Consider the following 22,641-nt stretch of genomic DNA (forward strand, 5'->3'; position numbering starts at 1 on the left):
CCTGACGTACGGCCCTTCGCTTAGGCTCAGGGTTCCCTCGCTCCGGTCCTGCTCCACTCGGCCTTCCGACGGGGCAGATCAAATTCAAAAGCGAGGCGGCCTACCGGCCTGGCCACGGTTCTGTATAGGAGCTGCCGAAGGCTGCGATCTTTTGACTTCAAAACCAAAATCAAAAGATCGCAGCCTTCGGCAGCTCCTACAGTGGTTGGGTGTCGATCACAAAAATGGTGAACGACACGAATTCCTGTAGGAGCCGAGCTTGCTCGCGATGAACGCCAGAACACCACGGGGCATCAGGCAGCCCGCGTCATCGTTGACGACCATCGCGAGCATGCTCGCTCGTACAGGTACACGCGATATTCGCCCCCTCGTGAGGCCGAGTGGAGGTCTTGCGGAGTGGGCAACCCGGCAGGGATGCCGGGTTAGCCGCCCCCGGCCATGGATGGCCGATGGCGGCGGGCCCACGGAGCAGGACCGGAAGGAGGGTATGCCGAGCCTAGGCGAGGCACCGAGCGTCAGGGGCACGAGCGTTTGGTTACTTTGCGCTCTTCAAAGTAACCCGCTGTAAGAGCGGAACCGTAAGTAGCCGTTACCGCAGAAACGGATATGTACTCAATAAAAACCAATCGCGAGCAGGCTCGATCCCACAATAACCACGCTGCCCAAACCAACTCGCAATCTCAATCCAACAACATCATCAAAAAACAAGCGCGCAAAAAAAGGGGCAACCGAAGTTGCCCAAAATGCCTTGCGTGCTCATTACATCCAGAAAGAACTACGGTTTCTTCCGTTTGTGCGAATCCTTCCAGATAAAAAATCCAAATCCTGCAAAAAACATCAGCATGAGGCTGACGGTCAGCACTCCGGCGATCACCACGTTGTCGAAAAACATGACGCGTCTCCTGCGGTTGCCTTGTTGCGATGGGGATAAGTTAACCAATCGCGCAGGAGGAAATATTGACCGGGATCAATGTTGCCCGGGACCGGGCATAAAGGAGGGGAAAACTGAGCTGCATCAATGGATGCAGGGGGAATGATCAACGCTTTTTCGGCTTGCTCTTGGACGGGTTCTTCGACTTTTTCTTCGCCTTGCCCAGAGGCATGGCCTGCTCGAACGCCTGGCGCACTTCATTCAGGCGCTTTTCGTTGAGGTCATGGACACGCTTGGCGCGTTCGGCGTTGAGGTCGATCAGTTTGTCGTCTTGGCTCATGGCGTTGGGTGCATCGCTTGAAATGAAGTTCAGATGCCGCGTCAAACGGGCAGGATTGCCCCAATAATGCGGCCTGACGGCGGCGCTGACCAGACGCAAGCTCAAATCTCGATATCGACCCACAGCCCCTGGCGCGGCTGATCTTCCATCAACGGCGCAACCGGCACGGTGTTGTCGGCGTTGAGTTCGGTGCCGGGAATCGCCAGGTGGGCTTCGGGATCCTCATCGGCCTCGCGGCGGCGACGTTCGCGTTCCTGCTTTTTGCGTTGTTCTTCACGCAACAGCAGCACGGCTTCTTCAGGATCGCGGTTTTTCAGGTCGATGGTGCTGTCGGTGGAACTCTCCTGCATCGGCACCACGGGTGCGATGTCCGGGCGCGGGCGGATCGGATCGTGCTGGGAAGTGACCGGCACGGCACTCAGGGGGAGCATCGGTGGCAGCATAATTTTTAGTCTCCTGTCAGTCAGGATGTCGGCTGCGGTGGAGGCGACTTGAGCCATCGGTCGCAAACTGTGAGCCATTTGGCACTGTTCGGGGCGTCAACGTCTACGATCTTTTGAGGTCTTTACAATCAAAAGACCGCCGCCTACAGCGCAGGTATTCCTTTGGTCTTGGAGACCTGATTCCGTTAACATAGCCCGCTTTTTCAAGGTGGGAGTCAGGCAGCATGGCGCAGCAGTATCAACCGGGGCAACGCTGGATCAGTGACAGCGAAGCGGAGTTGGGTTTGGGCACCGTTCTGGCACAGGACGGCCGCTTGTTGACCGTGCTCTACCCGGCCACTGGCGACACCCGCCAGTACGCGCTACGGAATGCGCCCCTCACCCGCGTGCGGTTCTCGCCGGGTGACACCATCACTCACTTCGAAGGCTGGAAACTGACCGTCCGCGAAGTCGATGACATGGACGGCCTGCTGGTTTACCACGGCCTGAATGCGCAGAACGAACCGGTCACCCTGCCGGAAACCCAACTGTCGAACTTCATCCAGTTCCGTCTGGCCAGCGACCGCCTGTTCGCCGGGCAAATCGACCCGCTGGCCTGGTTCTCCCTGCGCTACCACACCCTGGAACACACCAGCCGCCAGCTGCAGTCCTCGCTGTGGGGTCTGGGTGGCGTGCGCGCGCAACCGATCGCGCACCAATTGCACATCGCCCGGGAAGTCGCCGACCGTATCGCGCCGCGGGTTCTGCTGGCGGACGAAGTGGGCCTGGGTAAAACCATCGAAGCCGGCCTGGTGATCCATCGCCAGCTGCTGTCGGGCCGCGCCAATCGCGTACTGATCCTGGTACCGGAAAACCTCCAGCACCAGTGGCTGGTGGAGATGCGCCGCCGCTTCAACCTGCAAGTCGCGCTGTTCGACGAAGAACGCTTCATCGAAAGCGATGCCTCGAACCCGTTCGAAGACACTCAACTGGCGCTTGTCGCGCTGGAGTGGCTGGTGGACGACGAGAAGGCCCAGGACGCGCTGTTCGCCGCCGGCTGGGACCTGATGGTGGTCGACGAAGCCCACCACCTGGTGTGGCACGAAGACCAGGTCAGCCCTGAATATTCGCTGGTCGAGCAACTGGCCGAAACCATTCCCGGCGTGCTGCTGCTGACCGCCACCCCGGAACAACTGGGCCAGGACAGCCACTTCGCCCGTCTGCGCCTGCTCGATCCGAACCGTTTCCACGACCTGAACGCCTTCCGCGCCGAAAGCGAAAACTATCGCCCGGTGGCCGAGGCCGTTCAGGAGCTGCTCGAACAGGGTCGCCTGTCGCCCAAAGCGCACCAGACCATCAACGGTTTCCTGGGCAACGAAGGTGAAGCCTTGCTGGCCGCGGTCAACGACGGCGACACCGAAGCCAGCGCCCGCCTGGTGCGCGAACTGCTGGACCGCCACGGCACAGGCCGCGTGCTGTTCCGTAACACCCGCGCCGCCGTGCAGGGTTTCCCGGAGCGCAAGCTGCACCCCTACCCGCTGCCGTGCCCGGACGAATACCTCGAACTGCCGCTGGGCGAGCACGCCGAGCTGTACCCGGAAGTCAGCTTCCAGGCCCAGCCGGACGCCAACGAAGAAGATCGCTGGTGGAAATTCGATCCGCGCGTCGAGTGGCTGATCGACCAGTTGAAAATGCTCAAGCGCACCAAAGTGCTGGTGATCTGCGCCCACGCCGAAACCGCCATGGATCTGGAAGACGCCCTGCGCGTGCGTTCCGGCATCCCGGCCACGGTATTCCACGAGGGCATGAACATCCTCGAGCGTGACCGCGCCGCCGCCTACTTCGCCGACGAAGAGTTCGGCGCGCAAGTGCTGATCTGCTCGGAAATCGGCAGTGAAGGCCGCAACTTCCAGTTCTCCCATCACCTGGTGCTGTTCGACCTGCCGTCCCACCCGGACCTGCTGGAACAACGTATCGGTCGTCTGGACCGGATCGGCCAGAAGCACACCATCCAACTGCATGTGCCGTACTTGGAAACCAGCCCGCAAGAGCGTCTGTTCCAGTGGTACCACGAAGCGCTGAACGCCTTCCTCGCCACCTGCCCGACCGGCAACGCCCTGCAGCATCAGTTCGGCCCGCGCCTGCTGCCGCTGCTGGAAGAGGCCGACGACAGTCAATGGCAAGCCCTGATCGACGAAGCCCGCTCCGAGCGCGAGCGTCTGGAAGCCGAACTGCATACCGGTCGCGACCGTTTGCTGGAGCTCAACTCCGGCGGCGCTGGCGAAGGCGAAGCGCTGGTAGAGGCAATTCTCGAGCAGGATGACCAGTTCGCCCTGCCGATCTACATGGAAACCCTGTTCGACGCCTTCGGTATCGACAGTGAGGACCATTCGGAAAACGCCCTGATCCTCAAACCGAGCGAAAAAATGCTCGATGCCAGCTTCCCGCTGGGCGACGACGAAGGCGTGACCATCACCTACGACCGCAGCCAGGCGCTGTCGCGCGAAGACATGCAGTTCATCACCTGGGAACACCCGATGGTGCAGGGCGGCATGGATCTGGTGCTGTCCGGTTCGATGGGCAACACCGCCGTGGCACTGATCAAGAACAAGGCGCTGAAACCCGGCACCGTGTTGCTGGAACTGCTCTACGTCAGCGAGGTGGTGGCCCCGCGCTCGCTGCAACTGGGCCGTTACCTGCCGCCGGCGGCCCTGCGCTGCCTGCTCGACGCCAACGGCAATGACCTGTCGGCTCGGGTCGCGTTCGAGACACTGAACGATCAACTCGAAAGCGTACCGCGCGCCAGCGCCAACAAATTCATCCAGGCCCAGCGCGATCAGCTGACGCCACGGATCAATGCCGGTGAAGACAAGGTTTTCCCGCGTCACGCCGAGCGTGTGGCGGAGGCACAACGTCGACTGGCCGCCGATACCGATGAGGAACTGGCACGCCTGACCGCGTTGCAAGCGGTCAACCCGACGGTGCGTGACAGCGAACTGGTTGCCTTGCGCAAACAGCGCGAGCAAGGCCTGGCCATGCTCGACAAGGCGGCGCTGCGCCTGGAAGCGATTCGGGTGCTGGTGGCGGGCTGATCCCCACATAACGAAGAAGGCCCGCGCAATGCGGGCCTTCTTTTTAAAAGATCGCAGCCTTCGGCAGCTCCTACAGGGGGCGCAAAACTGCTTTTACGCCGTCACACCCTCAACCTGCGGCGCAACCACCCCCAACCCGTCCTTCATCCGCTTGGCATCGCGCACAAAACACCGCGACGCCAGCACCAGAAACACCATGGTGAAAAACAGCGCCACCGGGATCAGGTACATCGCGTCATGCAGGCCGACGGCCTTGAACGCCTCGGTCATTTGCTCGGCGCCCGCCGAGAGCATGGCGGTGTGCGCAAAGTGGTCGGACAAGGCACCCACCACCACCGGCCCCAGGCCGCCACCCAACAGATACAGACCGGCGAAGAACAGCGCCATTGCCGTTGCCCGCAGGCGCGGCTCGACCACGTCCTGGATCGCCGTGTAAACGCAGGTGTAGAAGTTGTACGCAAACAGCCAGCCCACACTGAACACCGCGACGAACACGCCGATCTCGATCCGCCCCGAGTGCAGCGCCCAGGCCGTGCACAGGGTGGAAATGATCAGGCTGAAGGCGGCGAACAGCAGGCGACCATTGGCCACCCGTTGGTGAATCTTGTCGGCGACCCAGCCGCCCAAGGTCAGGCCCACCAGACCGGTCACGCCGACGATGATCCCGGTCGCCACCGCAGCCTCCTGCAACGGCAACAGGAAATAACGCTGCAGCATCGGCACCAGGAACGAATTGCAGGCGTAGGTCGCGAAGTTGAAGCACAACCCGGCCAGTACCAGCCACAGGAAGGTCGGCACCGCGAGGACACGGCGGATCGGCCGGTCGACCTTCTCCTGGGACACCTGCACGCTTTCGGCGGCGCCGCGCTTGGGTTCCTTGATGTAGAACATGAACACCGCCAGGATCAGCCCCGGCACCGCGGCGATGAAGAACGGCGCACGCCAGCTGTCGAACGCCTTGACCATCGCGCCGATGGTGAAGAACGCCAGCAACAGCCCCAGCGGCAGGCCGAGCATGAAAATCCCCATGGCCCGGGCCCGACGATGCGCTGGAAACAGGTCGCCGATCAACGAGTTGGCGGCCGGTGCGTAACTCGCTTCACCGATGCCGATGCCCATGCGCACGATCAGGAAGCTCCAGAAACTGCCGACCATGCCGTTGACGGCGGTCAACCCGCTCCAGGCCGCCAGCCCCCAGCCCATCAACTTGCTGCGCGATCCGGTATCGGCCATCCGCCCCAGGGGCAGGCCGGCGATCGCGTAGACAATGGTGAAGGCGGTGCCGATGATCCCCAGCTGAAAGTCGCTGAGATGCCATTCCATGCGGATCGGCTCGATGATGATGGCGGGAATGGTGCGGTCGAAGAAATTGAACAGGTTGGCCAGGAACAGCAGGAACAGAATGCGCCAGGCATTCGCCGCTTGGGTCGAGTTCTGCATGGGTCCGTCTCTTTTATTGTTATGGGGGCGTCGCTTCCCCGGAATCTGCAATCTAGACAGGCCCGCCACGACTGTCTGTAATTATTCGTAAGGCTGATACCTGTCCATGGCGAACTCAGGCCGCAATGCTCGCGCCTCCTGGTAGTCGAGGCCCAATGTCCACGGGGCCCAAGTGCCGGAATCGACCGCACGTCCAGCCACTGAAAAATACCTGTGCGCCCCCCTATCCAAGCCGCTGGCGAAGCCTAGAATAGCGACCTTGTCAGCCCCTCCGGCCTCCTCACTCTTCCTTAGATAAATACCCATGTCCGATGTCAGTCCGTGTCTGAATTGCGGTGCCTGCTGTTCCTATTTTCGCGTGTCATTTTTCTGGGGTGAATGCGCTTCGTCCGGAGGGACGGTGCCCGACGATCTCGTCGAACAGATCACGCCCAGCCGCGTCGCGATGCTGGGCACGAACTGCAAACCGGCTCGCTGCATCAGCCTGGACGGGGAAGTCGGCAGCGAAGTGAAATGCACGATCTACGATCAGCGCTCGACCCCTTGTCGGGAATTCGAGGCATCCTGGGTCGATGGCCAGGTCAATACCGATTGTGACGCCGCGCGCGCGGCCTTCGGCCTGCCACCACTGGAGCCTGCGGCTCACGGCGTTTAGCGACAAAGCACCGAAGATTTAGCGCCGATCGCTATTGGATTAATACCAAAATGTTTGGCGCTAAAGTGCCATCACCCCTTGCACCCCGTTTCCGCCCTCTATACTCCATGACACTCTCCGGTGTCCTTGCGCCGGTCACGGCAACGACATGGGGCATGGTATGGAGTGGCTGGGTCTGCATTTCATTGCGCAGCTGCCAGAAAACGGGCAAGTCATACTCAATTGCGTACATGACCCCTTTCTGGTGCTTTTGGCATTTCTGGTCGCCTGTGCCGGCAGCTTCGCCACGCTGGACATGGCCGAGCGGGTCGCCCATGCCGACAAGGCAGCCTCTCGCCGCCTCTGGTGCTGGGTCGGCGCCGGCTGTCTGGCCGGCGGTATCTGGGCCATGCATTTCATCGGCATGCTGGCCTTCCAGGCCCCCATCAATGTCCACTACCAACTGCCGGTCACCCTTGCCTCTCTGTTGATTGCCTTGATCGCGTCATGGCTGGCGATGCAAACCCTCAGTCGCCCCGCCTTGAGCTTCTGGCATTGTCTGAAAGCGTCGATCTGGGTCGGCCTGGGCATCGCCACCATGCATTACGTCGGCATGTCCGCCCTGCGCTCGCAGGCGGTCATCTACTACCAGCCCACCCTGTTCGCCCTGTCCATCCTGATTGCGATTGGCGCCAGCCTCGCCGCATTGCTGCTGTCGAGTCACCTGCGTAATGGCACAGGCATGTTCCATCAACTGCTCAAGTACTGCGCCAGCCTGGTGCTGGGCACCGGCATCGTCAGCATGCACTTCACCGGCATGGCGGCCTTCGACCTGGTGCTGCCCGCCGGCAGCGTCCTGACTCAGCCAGGGGAAAACAATCACTTTCAACTGGGTCTGACGGTGGCGGTCATCACCCTGCTGATCATCGGCAGCAGCATCAGCGCGGCGCTGGCGGACAAGAAGCTGCAGCACAAGGAAAAAGACCTGCAGCGGGTCAACTCTCTGCTGAGCCAGCTGGATCAGGCACGGGCGTCACTGCAGCAGGTCGCGCATTTCGATCCGTTGACCAACCTGATCAACCGCCGTGGCTTCAACCAGCTGTTTGCCGAAAAGCTCATCGAGAAAACCCACAACGGCGGCATGATGGCCGTGCTGTTCCTCGACATCGATCACTTCAAGCGCATCAATGACAGCCTCGGCCACGACGCCGGCGACGAATTGCTCAAGGTGCTGGCCGATCACATCAAAAGCTCGGTGCGCAACCATGAAGACGTGGTGGCGCGCTTCGGTGGCGATGAGTTCTGCGTGCTGATCAACCTGCAGGATCGCGAAGAAGCCCGGCAACTGGCCCAGCGCATCCTGTTGAAAATGAAGGACCCCATCGAGCTGGCCGGGCGGCGTATGGTCATGACCACCAGCATCGGCATCAGCCTGTTCCCCGAGGATGGCACGACCTGTGACGAACTCCTGAAACACGCGGATCTGGCGCTCTATCAGTCCAAGGGCAGCGGTCGCAACGGCCTGAACTTCTTCAGCGCCAACCTCAAGACCCGCGCCACGCTGGAACTGCAACTGGAGGAAGAGCTGCGCCACGCTTTGCGCGAAGACGCCGGCCTGATGCTCTTTTACCAGCCGATCTACGACCTGAAGACCGGCGAGGTCGGCAAACTTGAGGCACTGCTTCGATGGCAGCATCCGGTCCACGGATTGCTCGCTCCGGACCGCTTCATTCCCCTCGCTGAAGCCAATGGCCTGATCGCCGAGCTGGACAATTGGGTCCTGCACAAGGCCTGCGAAGACCTGGGAGAACTGTCGAAACAGGGTTGCGAGGCCTTGAAGATCGCCGTGAACTGCTCGCCCCTGAGCCTGGCCCGGGAAGAACTGGCCGGACAGATCGAGCACGCATTGCGCAGCGCCGGGGTGGCGCCGCAACGGCTGGAACTTGAGGTGACTGAAAATGCGCTGATGGGCAATATCGCCGACACACTGGAACTGCTACGACAGATCAAGGCCTTGGGCGTGGCGCTGTCGATCGATGATTTCGGCACCGGTTACTCGTCCCTGGCCTACCTCAAGCGTCTGCCGCTCAACACGTTGAAGATCGACCGCTCGTTCATTCAGGACATTCCCAATTCGACCCAGGACATGGAGATCGTCCAGGCGATCATCGCCATGGCCCATACCCTGCACCTGGAAGTGGTGACCGAAGGCGTCGAGACCTTCGAGCAATATCAATTCCTCGAAAGCCACGACTGCGATTTCGCTCAGGGCTACCTGCTCAGCCGCCCGGTACCGCTGTCGGATCTGTTGCCGGTGCTGAACGAAATCAACCAGCGCAAGAACCGCTTCTCGCTTACGCCTTTGAGTCTGGTTCGCGGTACATCTGCACTAATGTAGAAGGGTCCTTTTCCAGATTCCCCTGACTGCCATGCAGCCGCATCAGTTGCGCCGCCAGGCCACTGACCGGTGTCGCCGAACCCTGTTCACGAGAAAACTTCACTGCCGTGTCCAGATCCTTGAGCAAGGTGCGCACGTGCCACTTCACCGGTTCGAAACGGCTCTCGGCCATTTGCGGGGCAAGGATCTGCAAGGGTTTGGAGTCGGCAAAACCACCGGCCAGCGCCTCGGCGATCAGGCTGGCATCCACCCCGGAACGCTCGGCCAGCGCCACCACCTCGGCAATCACCAGCGCATTGCAGGCCACGATCATCTGATTGCAGGCCTTGGTCACCTGCCCTGCCCCGACCGCGCCCATGTGCGTCACACGCTGGCCGAGACTCAGCAGGACCGGTTTGACGCGCTCGAGATCCGCCGCCTCGCCGCCGACCATGATCGCCAGACTGCCCGCCTCGGCACCGACCACGCCGCCGGACACCGGCGCATCGAGCCAGGCCATGCCGGTGCGGCTGGCAAGCTCGCCCGCCATGTCCCGGGTCGCCGTGGGTTCCAGGCTGGAAAAGTCCACCAGCAACTGGCCTTTTTTCGCGCCTTCGACAATCCCCGCCGCGCCAAACACCACGTCACGCACCACCTGGGTGTCCGCCAGGCACAACATCACCACGTCAGCGTGCTGGCACAGTTGCGCAGGGCTCGCGACCTGCCGGGCACCGGCCTCGACCAGTGCAGCGCACTTGGCCGGATTGCGGTTCCACACTGTCAGCGGATACCCCGCCGCCAGCAGGCGCCGGCACATTGGCAGGCCCATCAGGCCGATTCCGGCAAACCCCAACGAAGGTAGCGTTGACATCATTTTGCCTCTTTTCGATTAAAGAACGCCAAATAGTGGCCGATTCATCGTGAGCAGAAAAGGATTTCCCCGAGCGAACCTCAGGCCGCGGCTCTGACGCTCGGACTAAATACGCGCTGATAAAAGACGCGTGTTCTCATTCCGTGACGGTTCGACGACCCAGTCGTGCGACCCAAACAGCCCAGGTAGATGGCGAACAATGACTTCCAAAAACAATCCGGCCACTGCGGTTTCCGACCTGACCTTGAGCCCTGCGGCAAACACCCCGGTTTCATCCAAGCCATTGCTCCCGTCTCGCCCGCTGGGAACCCAGCAATACCTGTATTTCACCGAGACCAACACCGACCGCATCCTCGATAACCTCGACGGCCTGCGCGACATGGTGTTCCCGCGCCCACCGCATCTGGAAGGTGACAACGAACAGCACAGCGACCAGGAATTCCCGTCGGTGTGCCTGATCGGCCTGGGGCGCTGCGGTTCGAACATTGCGCTGGACGTCGCCGAACTGGTGTACAACGCGCGCAAGTTCTATCTCAACGAATTCAACAACGAAGATCGCCTGTCGCCGGACAAGCGCTACGCCGAAAAGGGCTACAGCCCGGCGCAGTGGATCCGCAACAACCTGCGCCTGATGCCGAACAAGGCCACCAAACCGGTGTTCCTGGTCGAGCCGCTGGTGATGCTCGGCGACCTGGACAAGGACATCGCCGGCCGCATCCGCTTCTCGCGCAAGGGCGAAAAAAGCGGGTTCCTGCGCGACTACAGCAAAATGAAAATCATGGACCTGTCGGAAGTCCATGCCGGTGGCGCCGGTAACGCGCCGATTCTCGGCCAGTACCTGGCCAAGATCATCCTGAACAAGGACACCCAGCGTTTCTCCAGCCCCGACTGGAAGATGATCCACTCGTACCTGATCGACAGCTGCGGCATCAAGGCCAACCAGTCGCGCCTGTACTTCTCGATCTTCAGCGCCGGCGGCGGTACGGGTTCGGGCATGGCCTCGGAATTCGGCCTGGCCCAGCAGCACTCGTACATGAACAAGACGTTCGACACCAAACCGGTGGACGAGCACGACAGCAAGAGCGGCCACTCCTTCGTCTTCGAGCCGATCTTCACCAGCGGCATCTGCGTGCTGCCGAACATTTCCGACCACCGCAGCGAAATGTCCGAAGCGCTGCACATCAACGCCGGTCGGCTGCTGTGTAAATATCTGTCGGAAGAGTGGGACTTCTCCTACAACTTCGCCAACGAAGACAGCAGCGAAGCCAGCGTCATGGGCCGTATCCGCCCGTGGAACGCGATGATGCTGATCTCCAACGACATCATGCGTTACGCCGAAGAGAGCGATGACGGCAACATCCAGAACATTGATGTCAATGCCATGGAAAAGCATGCCAACCAGTACATCTCGCAGCAGATCTTCAACATTCTGACGGCGCAGGCGGTCACCACCGACTACGACCAGAACTATTTCCGACGCGCCGGCATCGACATCGGCGAAACCATTCGCCTGGACGCCAATGACCTGTTCATGAGTCTGGCCGGCCCGGTGGCGATCGCCTACGCCGAGTCCGTCGTCCCGGAAACCCCGGCGCCGACCAGCGACAAGTTCAAGGTGTTCGAGAAAGAGCAGCAGCGCCTGAACATCGACGACCTGTTCTTCCGTTCCATCGACCTGCCGCACTTCAACAAGGTGACCCAGGCGATCGAAGGCATCAGCCTGCTGCCGATCGAGTCCAAGCGCTATCGCGCGTCGCTTGAGCAGTACAAGAACTCGGGCTACGACGCCGCGGCGCTGCACGACCTGCACTTCTTCAAGAACTGCTCGTCGGTGGTCTCGATCGTCTCGCTGCCCAAGGACTACAAGCTGTCCTACATGGACCTGAACCGGTTGAAGACGCACCTCAACAGCCTGTTCCCCAACACCACGCTCAAGCGTTACGCGCTGGTCATCGGCGCCTCGGCCAACCTGTCGCTGACCACCCTGATCGCCAAGAGCCCGTGCCTGTCGGACGACTTCCTGACCCTGATCGTGGCCTTCATCAAGCGCTGCTTCGCCCGTAATCCGTACCGCTTCGATGACACCCTGGATCATTCGATCCTGGACTTCATCATCAGCGAGCAATTCGACGAAGAACGCATCGACGACCTGCTCAACGAGTTCGAGAACCCGGCGAAGATCCTCGATACCAACTGGTACGCGATCAAGCCGATGTACGAAAAGAAATACCGCGAACTGATCAACGACAAGGACAAGTTCGTCTCGATCAACGACATTCGCCTGTCCCGGGATTGCGTGAAGAAGGCGATCAAGTACCTGCGCGAGATTTACCGTCATCGCATTGGCAAGACCAAGGTTATTTCGCTGAATAACCATACGGGCAAGACCGCTTATTAAGCGGTGCCCCATTCGCGAGCAAGTCGAATCGTCGCACCGCCGCTCCCACATTTTGAACGCGTTCCGTCAGGAGGATGCGGTCAAATGTGGGAGTGGACTCGCTCGCGAAAGCGGTCTGACATTCACCGCATGAACTACAAATTGTCACCCCAGAAACAATTGAGCAGCCCTCAGGCCGCCCCTTCAACTGTTCCCGTTACGTTTACGTCACCGTGAGGCTGTGGCCTTTCTCTACGGCAAGGTGCCATCACGCTACTCGGCTACACACTTTTGGCCGCAGGCATCGCGCACCAACAGGGTGCGCGCATTCAACCCTTTGCTCTTTCCTGAATCATGATCCACGGCGAAACCACCACCGCCCACAGCTCGGGATCACGTTCGAAAAGATCCAGCGCCCGCGTTTCAGACAGCTTGGCGAGCTTGTCGCCGGCCAACCAGGCAGCCACTTTCTCGCCCTCGTCACTGGCCACGGCTTCGGCGGCGGCGATCAAATCCAGGGTCGGGTCGACCCACAATAGGGCACCCTTGGCGAAGAACGGTTCCAGTTCCTTCCATGAAATAGATGCGGTTTCACCGAGCAGCTTGGCATAGAGGGTGCTAGGTTCTTGATTCATGGGTCTGTCCGGAAATGAAATTGACGCAATGATAACGTCGGTGGTCTGGCAGAAAAACCCGGTAGCAATTTGCAGTACCGAATGAAAAGAGCAGGAAAGCCAAGGAATGCACGGAATCTGGCTATAAGCCCGTCAAATACCCGCCGCAATTCTGTCTTTTTCTTTCAAAAAAGCGACAGGCTCGAATTTTGTCCCTCGGCGCCAGCTTCCCAGGCTGACAATCGGCGCTCTACACTGTACCGGTACAGTTGCCGAGGGCTTTTTCCGGGGAATGTCGTGGACACTGACCCGGTTCTGCTGCCTTCGGCGCCAGGACTATAAAAATTACAACAGTAAGAGTGGAGCACTATGACTAAGGCTACTAAGCAGATTTCCAAACTGTTTGCCGCTATGGTTCTGGCCGGGGTTGCCAGCCATTCGTTCGCAGCTGACACCATCAAGATCGGCATCGCCGGCCCTAAAACCGGTCCTGTAGCCCAATACGGCGACATGCAGTTCAGTGGCGCCAAAATGGCCATCGAACAAATCAACGCCAAAGGCGGTGTAGACGGCAAGAAACTCGAAGCCGTCGAGTACGACGACGCCTGTGATCCGAAACAAGCGGTAGCGGTAGCGAACAAGGTCGTCAACGACGGCGTCAAGTTCGTGGTCGGCCACCTGTGCTCCAGCTCCACCCAACCGGCTTCGGACATCTACGAAGACGAAGGCGTGATCATGATCACCCCGGCTGCCACCAGCCCGGACATCACCGCCCGTGGTTACAAAATGGTCTTCCGCACCATCGGTCTGGACAGCGCCCAGGGCCCTGCCGCCGGTAACTACATTGCCGATCACGTAAAACCTAAAGTCGTTGCCGTTCTGCATGACAAGCAGCAGTACGGTGAAGGCATCGCCACCGCCGTGAAGAAGACCCTGGAAGGCAAGAACGTCAAGGTTGCCGTGTTCGAAGGCGTCAACGCCGGCGACAAGGACTTCTCCTCGATCATCGCCAAGCTCAAGCAAGCCAACGTCGACTTCGTCTACTACGGCGGCTACCACCCGGAGCTGGGTCTGATCCTGCGCCAAGCCCAGGAAAAAGGCCTGAAAGCCAAGTTCATGGGTCCGGAAGGCGTGGGTAACGACTCCATCTCGCAAATCGCCAAGGACGCTTCCGAAGGCCTGCTGGTAACCCTGCCGAAGTCCTTCGACCAGGATCCTGCCAACGTTGCCCTGGTTGATGCATTCAAGGCCAAGAAAGAAGATCCAAGCGGTCCGTTCGTGTTCCCGGCCTACTCGGCTGTGGAAGTGATCGCCGAAGGCATCAAGACTGCCAAGTCCGAAGACACCGCCAAAGTGGCTGAAGCCATCCACAAAGGCACCTTCAAGACCCCGACTGGCGATCTGAGCTTCGACGACAAGGGCGACCTGAAAGACTTCAAATTCGTGGTTTACGAGTGGCACTTCGGCAAACCAAAAACTGAAGCTTCGCCTCAGTAAGGCCTTGCCTGACTGACTGCCCACAAAGCCCACGGCACGCCGTGGGCTTTGTTTTACGAACGTACCTGGGCCGTGCTGGCGTGATCCGCTAGTCTCCCCACCTGAAAATCTCAAAACCGTCATCAGCGGTTCGCTGGCAAAACCCGGATTCGAAGTGGATGCAGATCCACGGGGCCCGGGCGGGAAAATGACTCCACCAGTGAAATGCGTATCAGGTTTTTAGGAGCGCTGTAATGCCTGACATCTATCACTTTTTCCAACAGCTGGTTAATGGGATGACCATTGGCAGCACGTATGCCCTGATCGCCATCGGCTATACGATGGTTTACGGCATCATTGGAATGATCAACTTCGCCCACGGCGAGGTGTACATGATCGGTTCCTACGTGGCGTTCATCGCCATCGCGGGCCTGGCCATGCTGGGACTCGACAGTGTTCCGCTGTTGATGACCGCCGCTTTCCTGGCGACCATCGTCGTCACCAGTGCCTACGGCTACAGCATCGAACGGATCGCCTACCGCCCCCTGCGCGGCAGCAACCGTCTGATCCCGCTGATTTCCGCCATCGGCATGTCGATCTTCCTGCAGAACACGGTTCTGCTGGCGCAAGACTCCAAGGACAAATCCATTCCCAACCTGATCCCGGGCAACTTCGCCTTCGGTCCAGGTGGCGCACATGAAGTGCTGATTTCCTACATGCAAATCGTGGTGTTCGTGGTGACTCTGGTCGCCATGCTCGGCCTGACCCTGTTCATCTCCCGCTCTCGCCTGGGCCGCGCCTGCCGCGCCTGCGCCGAAGACATCAAGATGGCCAACCTGCTGGGTATCAACACCAACAACATCATCGCCCTGACCTTCGTCATCGGTGCTGCGCTGGCGGCCGTCGCGGCCGTGCTGCTGAGCATGCAATACGGCGTGATCAACCCGAACGCCGGTTTCCTGGTCGGCCTCAAGGCCTTCACCGCAGCGGTACTGGGCGGTATCGGCAGCATCCCGGGCGCCATGCTCGGCGGGCTGGTACTGGGTGTGGCGGAAGCCTTCGGCGCCGACATTTTCGGCGACCAGTACAAGGACGTCGTGGCCTTCGGTCTATTGGTTTTGGTGTTGTTGTTCCGGCCAACCGGCCTGCTGGGTCGTCCGGAGGTTGAGAAAGTATGACTAGGAATCTTAAACAGGCACTGTTCAGTGCCTTGCTGGTGTGGGCCGTCGCCTACCCGGTACTGGGTCTGAAACTGACCATCGTCGGCATCAACCTCGAAGTCCACGGCACCAGCCCCACCACGCTGATCGTCATCGCCCTGTGCTCGGTGCTGATGTTCCTGCGCGTGCTGTTCGATCAGCAGATCAGCTCGGTCTGGCGCTCGTCGTCCCGGGGTCCGCTGATTCCGGCCAAGGCCAGCAACTTCCTGACCCTGCCGACCACTCAGCGCTGGATCATCATCGCGCTCATCGCCGGCGCGTTGATCTGGCCGTTCTTCGGCTCCCGTGGCGCGGTGGACATCGCGACACTGGTACTGATCTACGTGATGCTCGGCCTGGGCCTGAACATCGTGGTCGGCCTGGCCGGTCTGCTGGATCTGGGTTACGTCGGTTTCTACGCCGTCGGCGCCTACAGCTACGCGCTGCTGTCGCACTACTACGGTCTGAGCTTCTGGATCTGCCTGCCGATCGCCGGTCTGATGGCGGCCACCTTCGGCTTCCTGCTGGGCTTCCCGGTCCTGCGTCTGCGCGGTGACTACCTGGCGATCGTGACCCTGGGCTTCGGTGAAATCATCCGTCTGTTCCTGCGCAACCTGACCGACATCACCGGTGGTCCGAACGGTATCAGCAACATCGAGAAACCGACGTTCTTCGGCCTGACCTTCGAACGCAAGGCCGCTGAAGGGATGCAGACCTTCCACGAGTACTTCGGCCTGGAATACAACTCGATCAACAAGGTGATCTTCCTCTACCTGGTCGCGTTGCTCCTGGCACTGGCTGCTCTGTTCGTCATCAACCGCCTGCTGCGCATGCCATTGGGCCGCGCCTGGGAAGCGTTGCGTGAAGACGAGATCGCCTGCCGCGCCCTGGGTCTGAATCCAACCATCATCAAACTGTCGGCCTTTACCCTGGGTGCCAGCTTCGCCGGTTTCGCCGGTAGCTTCTTCGCCGCCCGTCAGGGCCTGGTGACGCCGGAATCCTTCACCTTCATCGAGTCGGCGATCATCCTCGCCATCGTCGTATTGGGTGGCATGGGCTCGCAGCTGGGCGTGATCCTGGCGGCCGTGGTGATGATCCTGCTGCCGGAAATGATGCGTGAGTTCAGCGAATACCGCATGTTGATGTTCGGTGCCTTGATGGTACTGATGATGATCTGGCGCCCTCAGGGCCTGCTGCCCATGCAACGTCCTCACATGGAGCTGCGCAAATGAGCCGCGAGATCCTTAAAGTAGAAAATCTGAGCATGCGCTTCGGCGGCCTGCTGGCGGTCAACGGCGTTGCCTTGAGCGTGAAAGAGAAACAAGTGGTTGCGCTGATCGGCCCCAACGGCGCCGGCAAGACCACCGTGTTCAACTGCCTGACGGGCTTCTACAAGCCGAGCGGCGGCAGCATCAAGCTGGACGGCGAAGCCATCGAAGGCCTGCCGGGCCACAAGATCGCCCTCAAGGGCGTGGTGCGTACCTTCCAGAACGTGCGGCTGTTCAAGGACATGACCGCGGTCGAGAACCTCTTGATCGCCCAGCATCGTCACCTGAACACCAACTTCCTGTCCGGCCTGTTCAAGACCCCGTCGTTCCGCAAGAGCGAACGCGAGGCCATGGAATACGCCGAGTACTGGCTGGACAAGGTCAACCTGCGCGAATTCGCCAACCGTCCGGCCGGCACCCTGGCCTACGGTCAGCAGCGTCGCCTGGAAATCGCCCGCTGCATGATGACCCGCCCGCGGATCCTCATGCTCGACGAACCGGCCGCTGGACTGAACCCCAAGGAAACCGAAGATCTGAAGCAACTGATCAGCGTGTTGCGTGAGGAGCACAACGTGACCGTGCTGCTGATCGAACACGACATGAAGCTGGTCATGAGCATTTCCGACCACATCGTCGTGATCAACCAGGGCACGCCTCTGGCCGACGGTACGCCGGAACAGATCCGCGACAATCCTGATGTGATCAAAGCCTACCTGGGGGAAGCGTAAATGCTGCAGTTCGAAAACGTTTCCACCTTCTATGGCAAGATCCAGGCCCTGCACAGCGTCAACGTCGAAGTCCGCCAGGGCGAGATCGTGACCCTGATCGGCGCCAACGGTGCCGGCAAGTCCACGCTGCTGATGACCCTGTGCGGTTCGCCGCGGGCCCACAGCGGCAGCATCCGCTACATGGGTGAGGAACTGGTCGGCCAGGATTCTTCGCAGATCATGCGCAAGAGCATCGCGGTGGTTCCGGAAGGTCGCCGGGTGTTTTCCCGCCTGACCGTGGAAGAAAACCTGGCCATGGGCGGTTTCTTCACCGACAAGGGCGACTATCAGGAACAGATGGACAAGGTCCTGGGACTTTTCCCGCGCCTCAAAGAACGCTTCAACCAGCGCGGCGGCACCATGTCCGGCGGCGAACAGCAAATGCTCGCCATCGGCCGTGCGCTGATGAGCAAGCCCAAGCTGTTGCTGCTCGACGAGCCATCGCTGGGACTGGCCCCGATCATCATCCAGCAGATTTTCGACATCATCGAACAGCTGCGCAAGGACGGTGTGACGGTGTTCCTGGTGGAGCAGAACGCGAACCAGGCGCTGAAAATCGCCGACCGCGCCTACGTGCTGGAAAACGGCCGGGTGGTGATGCAAGGCACCGGTGAAAGCCTGCTGACCGACCCGAAAGTACGCGAAGCGTACCTGGGCGGCTGAGCCATTGCGGTAAACAGAAAACGGCCTTCGGGCCGTTTTTTTGTGCCTGCCATTTCCCCGACGCCGCTCCCACAGGTTTCAGTGTGAACCCTACAGTCGATCCAAAGCTTCGCCACTGCGCTTGAACCACCCCATCAAATAATCCGCCAATACCTGCGTGCGCTTGGGCAAACCACCCTGATACGGATGCACCAGATACATCGGCATGCTGCGCGTCTGATAATCGCGCAGCAACCAACGCAAGCGCCCCTCAGCCAATTCCGCCGGCAGCAGGTAGGACGGCAAACGCGCAATCCCCGCCCCCGCCAGCGCGGCCTTTTTCAGCAGATTGTAATGATTGCTGGCAAACGGCCCGGAAACCCGCACCCGCAGCAATTCATGCTGCTGGTGATACAGCCACTCCTCGCGGCCGCTGTAGTGACTGTTGAGCAGGCAGCGGTGTTCGGCCAGCGCCTGGGGCGTTCGCGGCTCACCGTAGCGCTCCAGATAAGCCGGGCTGGCGCAGGTCATTTCGTGCCAGGCCAACAGCGGGCGCGCCACCAGTCGCTGGTCGATGGCCGCGTCGGAGCGAATCGCAAGATCGAAACCATCCCGGGACATTTCACGGTACGTGTTGCTCAGATCGAGCTCAATCTGCACGTCGGGGTACTTGCTGGAGAACTCCAGCAACAGACCATCGAAGAAGGTTTCCCCCAGGGACACCGGCACGGTCATCCGCACCGGGCCGGCCATGTCGTCCTTCAATCGCGCCAGCGCCTGACGTGCCCGTTCGACCTGGGTCACCAGCGCCTGCGCCTGGGGCAACAACGCAGCGCCAGCCGCCGTCAGGTTCAGGCGCCGCGTGGTGCGCTGCAGCAGCACCACGGAGAACTGCGTTTCCAGCTGGCTGATGCGCTTGGACAGCTGGCCCTTGCTGCAACCGAGCTGCTGGGCCGCCAGGGTGAAACTGCCCGCCTCGACCAACACCGCAAATGCCGCCAGATCATCCATCTCGCTCATGGATTGTTTCCAATTGAAAACCAAAGGTTGCCTATTAGCGCGCTTATCAATGGAAAAAACCACTCTAAACTGAAGCCACATTCAACCCACTGGAGCAACGGCAGCATGAAAATCCTTTTGATCGGCGCAGGCGGCACCATTGGCAAGGCCATCGACAAAGAACTCTCCCCACGTCACGAAATCGTGCGCATTGGCCGCACCAGCGGTGATTTCCATGTGGATATCAGCGACAGCGCCTCGATTCGCAAACTGTTCGAACAAACCGGCAAATTCGATGCGCTGATCTGCGCCGCCGGCAACGTGACCTTCGCCCCGCTGGCGGAAATGACTGAAGACAGCTTCGCCCTGGGCCTGAAAGACAAGCTGATGGGTCAGGTCAATCTGCTGTTGATCGGCCGCGAGTTCGCCAACGATGGTGCCTCGTTCACCTTCACCACCGGCGTGCTCAGCCACGATCCGATCCGCAGCGGCGCTTGCGCAGCGCTGGTCAACGGCGCGCTGGACAGCTTCGTGCGTGCCGCGGCCATCGAACTGCCGCGCGGCCTGCGCGTGAACTCGATCAGCCCGAACGTGCTGGTGGAAGCCATGGACAAATACGCGCCGTACTTCCGCGGCTTCAAGCCGGTTCCGGCTGTGGATGTGGCATTGGCCTACGCCAAGAGTGTCGAAGGACTGCAGACCGGTCAGACCTTTCACATCTGAAGGAGCAAAAGATCGCAGCCTTCGGCAGCGCTGCATAAAGCGCGAGGGTTGTGATGAACGGTCAGGCTGAGTAACGTGGCGACACTTGTCAGGAGACCCCAAGATGCGTGTTGCCCGTTCCTTAGTCGTTGTTGCCCTGCTCCCCCTGTTTGCGGCCTGCCAGTTGTTCGACGGATCCCGAGAAAGCGACTCCCATGCGGGCCAGACCCGCCTGCAGGGGCAGTTGAGCGCAGCCGACGGCAAACTGCTGTTCCAGCCCTGCGGTGAACAGCGCCGTCTTGTGGTCAACGACACCGGCAATACCAGCGTCCTGCAACAGGCCGCCAGCCTGGCCGACGCCAAGGGCAATCTGTTTGCCGATGTACGCGGGCGGATCGTTTCCGGCTCCGGCGACGGCGAGCTGGACCTCGAACAGCTGTACCGCGTCGAACGTTCGGGCAAGGCCTGCGAAGACCCCGATTTCAAAAAACTGATCCTGCGCGCTGCCGGCCACAACCCCGAGTGGAGCGTGAATGTCAGCGGCAAGGGCATGGTCATCGACCGCACCGGCCAGCCACCTTTGGCGGTGCCCTATGTGGAAGAGCAACTGGGCGATGGCCGCTTCAATCTCAGCACCGAAGCCAACAATCAGCACATCGAGTTGTGGGTCGCCCCGCAACGCTGCGTCGACAGCAGTGGCAGCGTCCAGCACATGAGCGCCGAGCTGCGCGTCAACGGCCACGTGCAGCGCGGCTGCGGGTATTTCGGCGGTTCGCGCGACGACTGATCGTTTAGGCCTCACGGGACCCGGCCATTGCGGCTTATAATCGCCGGTTTCAAACGCCCTGGCGCAGTTGTGCGCCCCGCGAACCGGATCCCGTCATGTTACGAATCACCGAACTCAAGCTGCCGATCGACCATCCCGATGAAGACCTGCGCGCTGCCATCGTGCAACGCCTGGGCATCGCCAGCGATGACTTGCTCGATTTCACCTTGTTCAAGCGCAGCTACGATGCGCGCAAAAAGTCTTCCGAACTGTGCTTCATCTACACCATCGACCTCAACGTTCGCGATGAGGCCTCGGTGCTGCGCAAGTTCGCCGATGACCGTAACGTCAACGAGGCGCCGGATGTCAGCTACAAGATGGTCGGCCAGGCACCCGCCGACCTGAGCGCCCGCCCGGTAGTGGTCGGTTTCGGGCCCTGCGGGATTTTCGCCGGGCTGCTGCTGGCACAGATGGGCTTCAAGCCGATCATCCTCGAGCGTGGTCCCGACGTGCGCCAGCGCACCAAGGATACCTGGGGCCTGTGGCGCAAGAGCGTGCTCAACCCCGAGTCCAACGTGCAGTTCGGCGAAGGCGGCGCGGGGACATTCTCCGACGGCAAGCTCTATAGCCAGATCAAGGACCCGAAATTCGTCGGCCGCAAAGTCCTGCACGAGTTCGTCAAGGCCGGCGCGCCGGAAGAAATCCTCTACGTCAGCAAGCCGCACATCGGTACGTTCCGTCTGACCGGTGTCGTGGAAAACATGCGTGAGGAAATCCGTGCCCTGGGCGGCGAAGTGCGCTTCCAGCAGCGGGTGACCGACGTTCTGATCGAAGACGGTCAGCTGGTTGGCGTCGAACTCGATGGCGGCGAGCAGATTCATTCGAAGCACGTGATTCTCGCCCTCGGCCACAGCGCCCGGGACACCTTCCGCATGCTCCACGGCCGCGGCGTGTACATGGAAGCCAAGCCGTTCTCGGTGGGTTTCCGCATCGAACACCCGCAATCGCTGATCGACCGCGCGCGCCTGGGCAAGTACGCCGGCCACCCGAAACTCGGCGCCGCTGACTACAAACTGGTGCACCACGCCAAGAACGGCCGTTCGGTCTACAGCTTCTGCATGTGCCCGGGCGGCACGGTGGTGGCGGCGACCTCCGAGCCCAATCGCGTGGTCACCAACGGCATGAGCCAGTACTCACGTAACGAGCGCAACGCCAACTCCGGGATCGTCGTCGGCATCAGCCCGGAAGTCGATTACCCCGGCGGTCCGCTGGCGGGTATCGAGTTGCAGGAACGTCTGGAATCCCATGCCTTTGTCCTGGGTGGCAGCAATTACGAAGCGCCGGCGCAACTGGTCGGCGACTTCATCGCCGGCAAGCCGTCCACCGAGCTGGGCAGCGTTGAACCGTCCTACAAGCCGGGGGTTGCCCTGGGTGACCTGGCCCTGGCTTTGCCAGCGTTTGCCATCGAAGCCATTCGCGAAGCCTTGCCGGCCTTCGAGAAGCAGATTCGCGGTTATTCGCTGCACGACGCGGTACTGACCGGAATCGAGACCCGCACCTCCTCGCCATTGCGGATTACCCGTAACGAGTCGATGCAGAGCCTGAACGTGAAGGGGCTGTTCCCGGCCGGTGAAGGCGCGGGTTACGCGGGCGGGATTCTGTCGGCGGGTGTGGACGGGATTCGGATTGCCGAGGCGGTGGCGCGGGATATTCTGGGTCTCGAAGCCTGATGAATCCTGGCTGAAGCAACACAAATCCCTGTGGGAGCGGGCACGCTCCCACAT

19 protein-coding genes are annotated in these 22,641 nt (G+C 60.7%); 12 read left to right on the forward strand and 7 right to left on the reverse strand.

From position 1 onward, the window contains the following. Positions 1-775 precede the first annotated feature (775 nt). From ccoM to HNO86_RS26475, 3 genes are all read right to left on the reverse strand, one after another. A complete protein-coding gene (gene ccoM, locus HNO86_RS30490; protein ID WP_306167737.1) occupies positions 776-892 on the reverse strand; it encodes a cytochrome c oxidase subunit CcoM in 117 nt (38 codons plus the stop codon). 145 nt (positions 893-1,037) lie between these two features. Continuing rightward, a complete protein-coding gene (locus HNO86_RS26470) occupies positions 1,038-1,211 on the reverse strand; it encodes a hypothetical protein (RefSeq protein ID WP_175379879.1) in 174 nt (57 codons plus the stop codon). 101 nt (positions 1,212-1,312) lie between these two features. Then, positions 1,313-1,654 carry an aspartate-semialdehyde dehydrogenase gene (locus tag HNO86_RS26475; RefSeq protein ID WP_175379880.1) on the reverse strand — a complete coding sequence of 114 codons (342 nt, stop codon included), beginning with the start codon at positions 1,652-1,654 and terminating at the stop codon, positions 1,313-1,315. Between the two features lie 224 nt (positions 1,655-1,878). Here HNO86_RS26475 and rapA point away from each other — a divergent pair, with 224 nt between their 5' ends. Next, entirely contained in the window at positions 1,879-4,725 is a 2,847-nt protein-coding gene (rapA, locus tag HNO86_RS26480; protein WP_175379881.1) for an RNA polymerase-associated protein RapA, read from the forward strand. A gap of 93 nt (positions 4,726-4,818) precedes the next feature. Here the strand turns inward: rapA and HNO86_RS26485 are convergent, their stop codons facing one another. Beyond that, on the reverse strand, positions 4,819-6,165 hold the full coding sequence (locus HNO86_RS26485; RefSeq protein ID WP_175379882.1) for an MFS transporter: 1,347 nt from the start codon (positions 6,163-6,165) through the stop codon (positions 4,819-4,821). A 304-nt stretch (positions 6,166-6,469) separates the two neighbouring features. Here HNO86_RS26485 and HNO86_RS26490 point away from each other — a divergent pair, with 304 nt between their 5' ends. Then, on the forward strand, positions 6,470-6,820 hold the full coding sequence (locus tag HNO86_RS26490) for a YkgJ family cysteine cluster protein (RefSeq protein ID WP_175379883.1): 351 nt from the start codon (positions 6,470-6,472) through the stop codon (positions 6,818-6,820). 160 nt (positions 6,821-6,980) lie between these two features. Continuing rightward, a complete protein-coding gene (locus HNO86_RS26495; protein WP_306167738.1) occupies positions 6,981-9,197 on the forward strand; it encodes a bifunctional diguanylate cyclase/phosphodiesterase in 2,217 nt (738 codons plus the stop codon). Here the strand turns inward: HNO86_RS26495 and HNO86_RS26500 are convergent. Next, positions 9,154-10,050 carry an NAD(P)-dependent oxidoreductase gene (locus HNO86_RS26500; protein WP_175379885.1) on the reverse strand — a complete coding sequence of 299 codons (897 nt, stop codon included), beginning with the start codon at positions 10,048-10,050 and terminating at the stop codon, positions 9,154-9,156. The genes HNO86_RS26495 and HNO86_RS26500 overlap by 44 nt on opposite strands. 196 nt (positions 10,051-10,246) lie before the next feature. Between HNO86_RS26500 and HNO86_RS26505 the strand changes: the two genes are divergently transcribed. Continuing rightward, positions 10,247-12,445, forward strand: coding sequence for a hypothetical protein (locus tag HNO86_RS26505; protein ID WP_175379886.1), 2,199 nt, complete (start codon positions 10,247-10,249; stop codon positions 12,443-12,445). 308 nt (positions 12,446-12,753) lie between these two features. On the opposite strand, the gene HNO86_RS26510 is transcribed toward HNO86_RS26505, so the two are convergent. Next, on the reverse strand, positions 12,754-13,059 hold the full coding sequence (locus HNO86_RS26510; RefSeq protein WP_175379887.1) for a DUF2288 domain-containing protein: 306 nt from the start codon (positions 13,057-13,059) through the stop codon (positions 12,754-12,756). 348 nt (positions 13,060-13,407) lie between these two features. Between HNO86_RS26510 and HNO86_RS26515 the strand changes: the two genes are divergently transcribed. From HNO86_RS26515 to HNO86_RS26535, 5 genes are all read left to right on the forward strand, one after another. Beyond that, entirely contained in the window at positions 13,408-14,535 is a 1,128-nt protein-coding gene (locus HNO86_RS26515; RefSeq protein WP_175379888.1) for a branched-chain amino acid ABC transporter substrate-binding protein, read from the forward strand. Positions 14,536-14,768: 233 nt separating this feature from the next. Continuing rightward, positions 14,769-15,692, forward strand: a complete 924-nt coding sequence (gene livH, locus HNO86_RS26520) for a high-affinity branched-chain amino acid ABC transporter permease LivH (protein WP_175379889.1) — start codon at positions 14,769-14,771, stop codon at positions 15,690-15,692. Beyond that, on the forward strand, positions 15,689-16,945 hold the full coding sequence (locus HNO86_RS26525) for a high-affinity branched-chain amino acid ABC transporter permease LivM (RefSeq protein ID WP_175379890.1): 1,257 nt from the start codon (positions 15,689-15,691) through the stop codon (positions 16,943-16,945). Before livH ends, HNO86_RS26525 begins: the two co-directional genes overlap by 4 nt. Beyond that, positions 16,942-17,709, forward strand: a complete 768-nt coding sequence (gene livG / locus HNO86_RS26530; RefSeq protein ID WP_175379891.1) for a high-affinity branched-chain amino acid ABC transporter ATP-binding protein LivG — start codon at positions 16,942-16,944, stop codon at positions 17,707-17,709. Before HNO86_RS26525 ends, livG begins: the two co-directional genes overlap by 4 nt. Next, a complete protein-coding gene (locus tag HNO86_RS26535) occupies positions 17,710-18,411 on the forward strand; it encodes an ABC transporter ATP-binding protein (RefSeq protein ID WP_175379892.1) in 702 nt (233 codons plus the stop codon). A gap of 90 nt (positions 18,412-18,501) precedes the next feature. On the opposite strand, the gene HNO86_RS26540 is transcribed toward HNO86_RS26535, so the two are convergent. Next, positions 18,502-19,410, reverse strand: a complete 909-nt coding sequence (locus tag HNO86_RS26540) for a LysR family transcriptional regulator (protein WP_175379893.1) — start codon at positions 19,408-19,410, stop codon at positions 18,502-18,504. A gap of 105 nt (positions 19,411-19,515) precedes the next feature. On the opposite strand from HNO86_RS26540, the gene HNO86_RS26545 reads away from it, so the two are divergent. From HNO86_RS26545 to HNO86_RS26555, 3 genes are all read left to right on the forward strand, one after another. After that, positions 19,516-20,112 carry a short chain dehydrogenase gene (locus HNO86_RS26545; protein ID WP_175379894.1) on the forward strand — a complete coding sequence of 199 codons (597 nt, stop codon included), beginning with the start codon at positions 19,516-19,518 and terminating at the stop codon, positions 20,110-20,112. A gap of 103 nt (positions 20,113-20,215) precedes the next feature. Beyond that, the gene (locus HNO86_RS26550) at positions 20,216-20,878 is read left to right on the forward strand and encodes a hypothetical protein (protein WP_175379895.1); all 663 of its coding nucleotides are present in this window, start codon (positions 20,216-20,218) and stop codon (positions 20,876-20,878) included. 95 nt (positions 20,879-20,973) lie between these two features. Further along, positions 20,974-22,587, forward strand: a complete 1,614-nt coding sequence (locus HNO86_RS26555) for an NAD(P)/FAD-dependent oxidoreductase (protein ID WP_175379896.1) — start codon at positions 20,974-20,976, stop codon at positions 22,585-22,587. Positions 22,588-22,641: the final 54 nt, after the last annotated feature.

It is taken from the genome of Pseudomonas sp. C1C7 (assembly GCF_013359595.1).
Lineage (GTDB): Bacteria > Pseudomonadota > Gammaproteobacteria > Pseudomonadales > Pseudomonadaceae > Aquipseudomonas.